Source organism: Mediterraneibacter sp. 210702-DFI.5.30, assembly GCF_020560115.1.
Classification (GTDB): Bacteria; Bacillota; Clostridia; order Lachnospirales; family Lachnospiraceae; genus Mediterraneibacter; species Mediterraneibacter faecis.
In genome coordinates, this window is the sequence record NZ_JAJCME010000017.1 from 41,704 (window position 1) to 52,010 (window position 10,307).

Consider the following 10,307-nt stretch of genomic DNA (forward strand, 5'->3'; position numbering starts at 1 on the left):
TTCTACAATGTATTATGTCTTTTTCGAAGTTATTCCTGTTTGCCTGTCTGCTATAACACTTAATCTATATTGGATGATGTTGCCCAGCTGTCCAAATCCGGCTTATAATTTTCATCAACATATGAGCCGTCTTCATTACTGTAATCATCTGTATAGTCCTGATCATAATCAGAATACTCTGTATCTTCAAAGCTCTGACCGCTCTGCTGTGTCTGACTTTCCCCTGTCTCTTCTATGGTTGTGATACCAAGATACGGAAATGCTTCTGACATGATATTCTTCGCAAGTTCAAGAACCAACGAACTATTATCCTGTGCATCTACATTTGCTTCATCAATTACCACATAGATAACAACTTCCGGATTCTCCTGTGGAGCATATCCGATATAAGAAAGCAGATATTTTTGGTCTTTACGTGGAAGTTTCTGCGCTGTACCGGTCTTTGCTCCAATATCATATCCTTCTACCTGTGCTCTCTTACCTGTACCATACTGCATTACCGCCTGTAAATATGTTTTTACTAATTCAGATGTTTCTGTCGAAACCGTCTTACGGAGCAATACGGGATTCTTCGTTTCAATCACATTTCCATTCTCATCCTGAATCTGCTTTACAACATGCGGTTCATAATAATAACCACCGTTGATCAGAGAACTGAACCCTGCTGCCAGCTGAGTCATTGTCACATTAAAGTTTTGTCCGAAAGCATTCGTTGCAAGATCAACCGGTGTCATCGTATCAGTTGTATACAGAAGACTTGCTGTTGATGCTTCTGCCGGAAGGTCAATTCCCGTATATTCTCCAAAGCCAAAAATATGCTGGTATCTGATAAAATTATCAATTCCGATTTTTTCCGCCATTTCCATCAATGCAACGTTACAGGAATTGGCAATCGCATCCATTGTGCTTTCTGTTCCATGTCCGGAACGAAGATGACATCCGATATCATTATCCCCCACATGAAGATAACCACCACAATAATAAGATTCATCTCCGGTAAGAGTTCCTGTCTCCAATCCGGCTGCAACAGTGAATGGTTTCATCGTAGACCCCGGTTCAAATGCATCACTGACACAGAAATTTCTCCATATACTACTCAATATGTTCAATTGATCCTTCTCATCTATCGCATTCCATTTTTCTTCGGAATAAATACTGGACAGATCTCTTGGTTTGTTCAAATCAAAATTAGGGTAAGAGGCCTCAGCCAGAATTTCTCCGGTATTCGGATTCATGATCATAACCGCTGTATTCTTGCTACCGGTCACTCCACTTCCTTCTTCTCCGGCATGTTCTTCATTGAACTGTTGAATGTATTTTTCCACAATACTCTGTAAGGTAATATCTATTGTTGTAACAACATTATTCCCATTCTTTGCTGCTTTTACATTCTGTTCGACTGTATCATCTTCATCCAGATAACCATACTCTCTTCCATCTGTCCCCGTCATAACATCATTGTAAGCACTCTCAATTCCAATTGCTCCTATATTTCCGGAATAAGTAAAGCCTATCACATCGCTTGCCAGCGTATTATATGGGTATGTTCTGTTATAATCATCCTCCAGCCAGATTCCCTTTACATTTGGATAATTCTCAGTATCATTCTTTATCTCATTATATTTCTGAGCCGTCTCGTAATCGATTCCTTTTTTCAATATAACATATCTGCTATTAGGTTTTTCTTCTACAATCTCTCGTACTGTCTTTTCACTGATTCCGAAACATTTATTCAATACTTTAATCGTAGGATCTATATATTCTTCTTTATCTGTCATTACAGCAACATCAAGAATCACATTATAAACCCTTTCACTTGTCGCTATCTTTGTACCGTTTCTATCCAGAATATCTCCACGTTTATATGGAATTGTCTTACTGTCATAAATTTTCTGATTCAGTACAAGCTTTGTATACTTGCTTCCCTTCGTAACATTAATGTATGTAATTCTTCCTACAAGAACAAGAAAAGCCAGTATAACTGCTATAAACAGCAGTACCAGCTTTCTCTGCATTCTTACCGGGAATTTTTTAGTCAGAAATTGAAATCTGTTCTTCCTTCTTTTTCTTCCTGCCATCTTCCATTATTCCTTATTTTTCACATCCTTGGATTGCGCTAAAACGCCATCTTCCGGAATGTTATCATACTGTTTTACATAGTCACTTGTCGGGCTTTGATAATGAATCACTTTGCCCTGAGACTCATAAACCATTCCCATCTCGTTCATTGCCTTTTCACGAACAGTCTCAAGATTAACAGAATCTTCCGCTGCCTGATGTGCAGTATCATTTGATTCCTTCAGATCCGTCAGTTCCTGCTGCAGCGCTGTGATCTGATCTGCACGATTCAAAACATCTGCCTGTAAGCGTAAATACATAACACATATAAAAACCGCACAGACTGCCGCCACAATTAGAAAAGTCGCATATGCCGGACTGATCCGCTGCGCACGATGCCGGTTTTTAATCACCTGACGGCTTGTTCTTTTTTTCTTCGGCTTACGAACTGTCCCATTTCCAGACGGTAAAGCTTCTGGCTGACGCACGGCACTACCGTACACATAGAAGTGGTTCCAGTCTGCTGCTGGTCTATTCTGCTGTCTGCGACCTGTGTTTCTCGCCATCGCTTTCCTGTCCTTTCTCTGGATTCTTGTTCCGCCGGGCTCTCCCCTTCCCGGAGGAACGTTTCGTTTATACTCTAAATACTCCCTGTGATATCAAATTATGCACGTTCAAAGATTCTAAGCTTTGCACTCTTTGATCTGCTGTTTACCGTCAGCTCCTCTTCTGACGGAAGGATTGGCTTCCTGGTGATCACTTTCCCTTTGGATACATTTCCACATACACAAACCGGAAAATGACTTGGACAAATGCACGGATTCTCATTCTTACGGAAAGAACTCTTCACAATTCTGTCTTCAAGCGAATGAAATGTAATAATGCAAAGTCTTCCTCCTGGATTCAACAGATCGATCATATCATCTAATGTATCCCGCAAAACATCAAGCTCATGATTCAATTCAATTCGCAGAGCCTGAAATGTACGCTTTGACGGATGTCCTGACGTCTTCTGAATCTTCATTGGTATTGCATGACTGATAATCTCATTCAATTGTCCTGTTGTCTCAATCGGACCTTTTGTGCGTTCTGCAACAATATGCTTCGCGATATTTTTAGCAAATCTGTCCTCGCCATAATCACGAATCACACGATAAAGTTCCGATTCACTATAGTCGTTGACAATGTCTCTGGCTGTCATCTTCTGACGCTGATCCATACGCATATCAAGAGGTGCGTCAACCCGATATGAAAATCCCCTCTCAGCTGTATCCAACTGATAAGAAGAAACTCCAAGATCTACTGTAATTCCATCTACTTTGTCAATTCCTATCTCATGAAGCCGCGGTTTCATATCACAATAATTGCTCCGGATTATTGTGACCTTCTCCCCGAAACCTTCCAGGCGTTTTCCTGCTGCTTTAATTGCATCAGCGTCCTGGTCTATACCTATTAATCTCCCCTGCTCGCCAAGCTTTGTACAGACTTCATATGCATGTCCGCCTCCACCTAACGTGGCATCTACATAGATGCCATCCGGTTTTACGTTCAAACCGTCTACTGTCTCATGCAACAGCACTGAAACGTGCTCGAATGCCATAGACTCCTCCTTCTGACTGCCTCACTTGGCGGTCTTTGTTGTCATCAGATGCGAATTCCGATCGCTTCCATACGTTCTGCAATCGCATCCAGATCTTCCTCGCTGATCTGGTTTTTCTCTTCCCAGAGTGCCTTGTCCCAGATCTCAACACGATCCTGGACTCCGACCAGAACTACTTCCTTCTCCAGATGTGCATTCTTTCTAAGTGACGGTGGGACAAGAACTCTCCCCTGCTTGTCGAAACTGCCCTCAGATGCACTTCCAAAAAAGTAGCGTTTAAAGATTCTGGCATCCTTGTTCATTCGTGGTAAGCTTTCGAGTTCGGCTACGAATTTATTCCATTCTTCCTGGGAATAGACAAATAGACAGCCCTCTAATCCGTTACAGATTACGAAGCTGTCACCAAGATCTTCCCTTAACTTTGCCGGGATGATCAGTCTGCCTTTTTCGTCTATGTTATGGTTAAACTCTCCTAATAACATACGAAACCCTTTCTCTGGAATCTATGGAAATGTTCGCGTTCGCTAAAGGTATCACTACCGTAATCCCTTTGCTTCCACTCCTTCTCCATATTGCACCACATTCTACCACTTCTCACCACTTAGTTCCATTGTAAACCACGTGTCTCCCTTTTTCAAGTCCTTTTTTTAACTTTTTTGTTTCTTTCCAAACTTCATTCAGGTCTATCTACCGAAATAACGTCATAAAAAAATGATCGCTAACCTTCTTATAATTAAAAGTTAACGATCATTGATACACTGTCTAAAACAGCAATAATTATTTTAATGATTAGAAATATATCTATATCTTTTTTGAACATATCTAGTCAATGTGTTTTGTATAACATGTAAGATATGTGATGTAATAAATGAAAGAAGAAAAACAATAGGTACAACCAGTACATAATATTCTAGTCTTCCCGGAACAGAAGGAACATATGCATTAAGTTTACTATAGATAATCGTATCAAAAACTGAAGACACTAAATATATTCCTAATGACAACTCTGAAATTTTGGTAAAACATTTATAAAGTATAGTTCGTTCTGTTATTTTAGAAGTATCAAGATTCAAAATACAAATAAACGTAAGTACCGATAGAATCAGCGGCTCAAATCCATACCATTCATAATATGAAGCTCCGAAAAAGACATTATTATAATTACGTCCAAAATTAAAAAAGCCAAATATTGTCAGAAAACCCATAAACAATAAGAGTGATTTTCCAGAAGAAAGTTTTGCTCCATATTCTTTAAGATAGCATCCGATGTAATAATATGTAAGTGGCCATAAAAACTGCCAATAATCTGGAATTATCTGCAGAATTCTTGTTGATTCAGTTGGAAAGAATATTGCTTTAATCGGACCATCGATTCCCCATATATTAAGTAAGGAAGGAATGGTAGTCAAGAAAAGCATTGTAGCTACAAGAAGCTGCTTTTGTTTTTTATCTTTTAATCCATTATAAATCAAATTTAAAAACGGAATGATTAAAAACAACCCAATATACATTTCAACATACCATGAATATCCAGCACCAGAAAAATTAAGAATTCTTAAAATAAAAGTCCGTATTCCAATATGTTCTGATGTATAACAACTTAAAAATAAAATGTCAAAAACGCTCGCCAGCAAATATGTTATATATGTTTTCACTAATCCTAAGTAGTAGGTTTTCGACAAGATTTTTTTATTCATAAGATATCCTGTTAATATTGCAAAAAGAGGAACACATATCATAAACGCTGTCCGCATTGTAAACATGACAAACATCCGCTTTCCTTTTATTATTTCCGTATAAAATCCATTATTCAAAAAAAAATGCACAGATAATACAGAAAACACTGCAATACTTCGAATAATATCAAGGTTAATATTTCTTTTTTTCATCATAGGTATCTCCCTAATTTTAATCCGAATAATTATCTGTATCATTCTAATGGTTGTTTTTTGCTTTGTCAATAGAAATAGTTGCAAATACTTGAATAAAATAGAGATATGGCACATGCCATATCTCACGTTATCAAATGCTATTCATTTTATTCTGCTGAAAGTGTACTTAGATAATCCTTAACAGAGTCATAATTCACTTCTGCAACTGCACGTTCCTGATTGGAAGAATGCAGATCATATGCTGAATATCCGAACCAGCCAACAATTGCAAGTACAATTACTCCCGCTACACATCTTTTTACATTGCGCATGATCTTCTCTTTACGCATTGTCTTCTTTCGGTCCGCCTTTTCCTTCTTATAACGATCCACCTTCGCCTGACTCATCTCTTGCCTGCTCCCTTCCTATTAGGTCTTTAGCAATTATTTTACCACAGCACATCTTAAAGTACAACAATAATTCCACCATCATTCGCATACATACTACTAATTCCTGCTGTATCTACAATAAAGGAATCTTTCACCTTTACTTTCTCCAAAATCAATTTTCTGACGACCTCTGCACGTTCCGGACAGTTGCAATGTGCAATTGCAAGAATCTTCTCCTCCGGTTTTACAGCGTCCTTCGCGACATGCTCTGCCATCTTCGCCAAAGCTTTCTTCATCCCTCTGCTCTTATCCAACTGACAGATTGTTCCCTCTGGGGTAGAACCCATAACAGGCTTAATATTCAATGCGCTGACTACCAGAGATTTCAGTCCTGTCAGTCGTCCATTCTTACGAAGTGTATCAAGATTCTCAAGAACAAAATACGTATGCTGTTCTTCAATATAAGCTTCTACCGTTTCAACTACCTGTTCAAAATCCATTCCGGCTTCTTCACATTCCTGAATCTTTCGTCCGATCAACGTCTCTCCGACAGATGCTGAACGAGAGTTAAATACATGGATCTTTTCTTCTCCGCCTTCTTCCTTATAAAGTTTCTCTCCAAGAAGTGCACTGTTATAAGATCCGCTCAATTCCCCTGACAAAGTAACTGCATAGACTCTGTCAACATCACATTTGTATAATTCCATATAACGCTCCGGGGACGGACAGGATGACTTCGGACATTCCTCGCTTGCAGCCACTCTTCTTAAAAAATCAGCCTGATCAAATGTCTCGTCATCCGGAATGTGAAAGCCATCCACTTCCATGCTAAGAGAAGCCGTCTTAAAAATCCCACTCTCCTTCATCTGTAGGGTCAGCTCTCCGCAACTATCTACGATCACTCTGTAACTCATAACTTATATCCTCCCATGCTCTATCGCATATTTTTCCATCCTACTTTACGTGGTTTTTAATACTACATATTAATATAACACACTTCAGTCAAGTTGAAAAGAGGGAGAATTTATTTCAACCGTATCTTAGATGATATTCCAAGCGCAATTCCCATCTCAGCCAACAATATTACAATCGCTGTACCTCCATAACTAATAAACGGAAGGGTAACACCGGTTGTCGGCAGTAGTCCTGTTACAACTCCTATGTTCAGAGTAACCTGCAGTGCAATATGTGCAAAAATACCTGTTGCGATCAACGCACCATACAAGTCCGGAGCATTTCTTGCGATAAACAGTAATCTATACAGCATGAAAGCAAACAAGCACAAAATAATAATTGCGCCGAACACTCCCAGCTCTTCACAGATAACTGCAAGGATCATATCGTTCTGAGCCTCTGGTATTGCATGTAATTTCTGCGTACTATTCCCAAGACCCTTTCCAAAAAATCCACCTGAACCAATTGCATATAGCCCCTGCAAGAACTGATAGCTGTCTGTATCAGCATTCGCCTCCGGATTCAGCCATGCAATGATTCGGCGCATACGAAAGTTATCACTTTTCGCAAGTGTATATTTCAAAAAAATAATCCCAATAATTCCCACGATTCCTGCTACAATTACTCCAGCAATAAATGGTTTTGTCTTCGGATGTACAACAAAAATTAAAATACATGTAATTGCAAACACAATAATTGCTGTACTCAGATTATCCGTCAATAGAAAAACTCCCAGTGTTGCAACAAGACCATAACCAAGCAGAATCTTAATTCCATCCCGTTTTTTCGCCTTTTGCCCCAAGAGGCAGATTTCATATGCTATAAATAGAATCACCGCAATCTTCGTAAACTCTGCCGGCTGCAATGACAAGCCACCAGGAAGCCTGATCCACCTTCTTGCTCCATTTACAGTCTTACCAAGTGGTGTCTGCACCAATGCCATCAAAAACATTGAAAACCAAAATAATTCTTTTGCATAAGCACCATATAGATGATAGTCAATCTTAGAAACAATAAACATTACAATGAATCCGATAATCCCGATCATTGCCTGTCTTGTGAAAAAGAACATATCGTTCTTATAATCAACCTGTGCGCTGTAAGCACTACTGCTGTAAAGCATCACAAGTCCAAAACACATCAGAAAAATAATTACAAGAAGCAGATCATAATCATAATAAAGTTTTTCTTTTTCTCTTGTCCTTTTGCGTTTTGTACTCGCAGACATTTCTGCCCTTTGCCCTTTCCCCTGTACCGCAGTCTGCTGAGAATACGGAGAACCTGACGTTCTCACAACCTTCTGTCTCTGCTCTATTGAGCTTTGATACTTCCTATAAGCATCACTCTCATAGTTTCTCATACATACTCCCTGTCTAAACATCTGTATCAATTCTGCTTGTTTTATCCAGCACTCTTAAAACAAATGATATAAATACACGTTTTATTATTGAACACTCATCGCCGGATGAACCGGTTTTCCATGCTCAAAGAATCTGTCATACCATACGAGGAAGATATAAACTGTCCAGATCTTACGACTGTTATCTGTCTTCTCATTCGTATTCTTTCCGTTCTTATGATCATCAAGCATCTTAAGCAGGAGCTTCGTATCAAAGAACTTCTTCGCTGCATCAGACTCAAACATCTCTTTTACAATATTATAATACTTCTCTTCCTTCAACCATACACGAATCGGAATTGGGAATCCCAGTTTCTTCTTCTCCGCTGTCTTACTTCTGATATGTCGCTCTGCCGCAGCACGCAATGCAACCTTCGTCTTTGGCGCACGTACTTTGTATTTTAACGGAAGTGTCTCGGCAAGTTCAAGTACTTCTCTGTCAAGGAACGGAACTCTGACTTCAAGAGAATTCGCCATTCCCATCTTGTCACCCTTCATCAGAATATCATGCACCAGCCATAAATGAAGATCCACATACTGCATCTTTGTCACAGGGTCCTTTCCTTTTACACGTGCATACAATGGTTTTGTCACTTTTTGGATTCCCGGCTTACATCCTTTTTTCAAAATACGATTTGCCTCACGCTCTGTAAAAATATTCGTCGCATTTGCGAAATATCTCTCTTCCAGTGTCTTTCCGTGACGCATAAGGAAACCTCTTCCCTTCATACCACGTGGCAGACAGCGTTCTGCAAACGTCCCCAGGAAACGGCGTACCGGCATCGGTATTTTATTAAAAGAAGTATGCTCCAAAGGTTCACAATATATGTTATATCCTCCAAACAATTCATCAGAACCTTCTCCTGAAAGAACTACCTTAACCTTCTTGGACGCTTCTGCACTGAGGAAATAAAGTGCGATTGCAGCTGGATCTGCGACCGGCTCATCCATATAATACTGAATATCCGAAAGCTTATCCCAATATTCTTCCGGTGAAATCACCTTAGCGTCATTCTTCATGTTAATGCTTGCTGCAAATTCCTTTGCATCCTGAATCTCACTGTACTTTCCTTCATCAAATCCGACTGTAAAAGTACGATCCACCTGTCCCAGATAAGTCAGATAACTGGAGTCCACACCACTGGAAAGGTAAGAAGCAACCTCTACATCACTGATTTTATGCTTCTCAACGGAATCCTTCATCACACGTTCTACATCATCCACCACTTCTTTGAAAGGCTTCTTACAGTCTCCTGTGAAATGAGGTTCAAAATAACGTGTAATGTTCATTTTTCCATTTTCATATATAAAGTAATGTCCTGGCTGTACACAGAACACTCCTTTAAAAAATGTCTCATTCGTAGGAACAAACTGGAAAGAAAGATAGTTGCCAAGCGCCTCTTCATTGAACACCTTATCAAACTTCGGATGCTCCATAAATGCTTTGATTTCAGAAGCAAACATCAATGTACCATTCATATTCGCATAATATAGCGGTTTGATTCCGAAAATATCTCTCGCTGCAAACAATCTTTTCTTCTTTGTATCCCAGATTGCAAAAGCATACATTCCGCGAAGACGGTCTACCAATTTCTCGCCCCACTCTTCGTATCCATGAATCAGTGTCTCTGAATCTGTATTCGATACAAACTCATGACCTGCCGCTTTCAGTTCTTCTCTCAGGTCCTGGTAATTATAAATCTCTCCATTAAATACAAGAACCATGCTGCGATCCTCATTGTACAACGGCTGATCACCAACGGAAGAAAGATCTATGATACTCAGACGGCGAAATCCGAGTGCTGCATCTTCATCCACATACTTTCCCGCACTATCCGGTCCCCTGTGTACGATTGTATTCATCATATTAACAAGTACCTGTTCTCTGTCATCAACTTCTCCGACAAATCCTGCAAATCCACACATATGCCTTCTCCTTTTTTAATTACTGTCAACTGTATATTTGTTACTGTTCACACGTTGTGCGACCAGCAACGCATCTCGCCATTTTAAATCGCCTTTGGCGATGGGGCGAG

The 10,307-nt window shown here is 39.6% G+C and carries 9 protein-coding genes; all 9 read right to left on the minus strand.

Annotation, left to right across the window (positions count from 1 at the left end; genetic code table 11):
• Window positions 1-59 precede the first annotated feature (59 nt).
• Window positions 60-2,078: a peptidoglycan D,D-transpeptidase FtsI family protein gene (locus tag LI126_RS13565; protein WP_227165573.1), complete on the minus strand. Its 2,019-nt coding sequence runs from the start codon at window positions 2,076-2,078 to the stop codon at window positions 60-62.
• 6 nt (window positions 2,079-2,084) lie between these two features.
• Window positions 2,085-2,624 (minus strand): hypothetical protein, encoded by a 540-nt coding sequence (locus tag LI126_RS13570; RefSeq protein WP_118113609.1) that lies wholly within the window; start codon window positions 2,622-2,624, stop codon window positions 2,085-2,087.
• Between the two features lie 98 nt (window positions 2,625-2,722).
• Window positions 2,723-3,658, minus strand: a complete 936-nt coding sequence (gene rsmH / locus LI126_RS13575) for a 16S rRNA (cytosine(1402)-N(4))-methyltransferase RsmH (RefSeq protein WP_020435765.1) — start codon at window positions 3,656-3,658, stop codon at window positions 2,723-2,725.
• A gap of 44 nt (window positions 3,659-3,702) precedes the next feature.
• On the minus strand, window positions 3,703-4,140 hold the full coding sequence (gene mraZ / locus LI126_RS13580; RefSeq protein ID WP_015528857.1) for a division/cell wall cluster transcriptional repressor MraZ: 438 nt from the start codon (window positions 4,138-4,140) through the stop codon (window positions 3,703-3,705).
• A gap of 300 nt (window positions 4,141-4,440) precedes the next feature.
• Entirely contained in the window at window positions 4,441-5,550 is a 1,110-nt protein-coding gene (locus LI126_RS13585; RefSeq protein ID WP_227165574.1) for an acyltransferase, read from the minus strand.
• Between the two features lie 146 nt (window positions 5,551-5,696).
• Entirely contained in the window at window positions 5,697-5,936 is a 240-nt protein-coding gene (locus tag LI126_RS13590; protein ID WP_020435762.1) for a hypothetical protein, read from the minus strand.
• A gap of 56 nt (window positions 5,937-5,992) precedes the next feature.
• On the minus strand, window positions 5,993-6,832 hold the full coding sequence (locus LI126_RS13595; RefSeq protein ID WP_055144726.1) for a DegV family protein: 840 nt from the start codon (window positions 6,830-6,832) through the stop codon (window positions 5,993-5,995).
• 110 nt (window positions 6,833-6,942) lie between these two features.
• Window positions 6,943-8,232, minus strand: a complete 1,290-nt coding sequence (locus LI126_RS13600) for an FtsW/RodA/SpoVE family cell cycle protein (RefSeq protein ID WP_020435760.1) — start codon at window positions 8,230-8,232, stop codon at window positions 6,943-6,945.
• Window positions 8,233-8,316: 84 nt separating this feature from the next.
• Window positions 8,317-10,197 carry an asparagine synthase (glutamine-hydrolyzing) gene (gene asnB, locus LI126_RS13605; RefSeq protein ID WP_226865773.1) on the minus strand — a complete coding sequence of 627 codons (1,881 nt, stop codon included), beginning with the start codon at window positions 10,195-10,197 and terminating at the stop codon, window positions 8,317-8,319.
• Window positions 10,198-10,307: the final 110 nt, after the last annotated feature.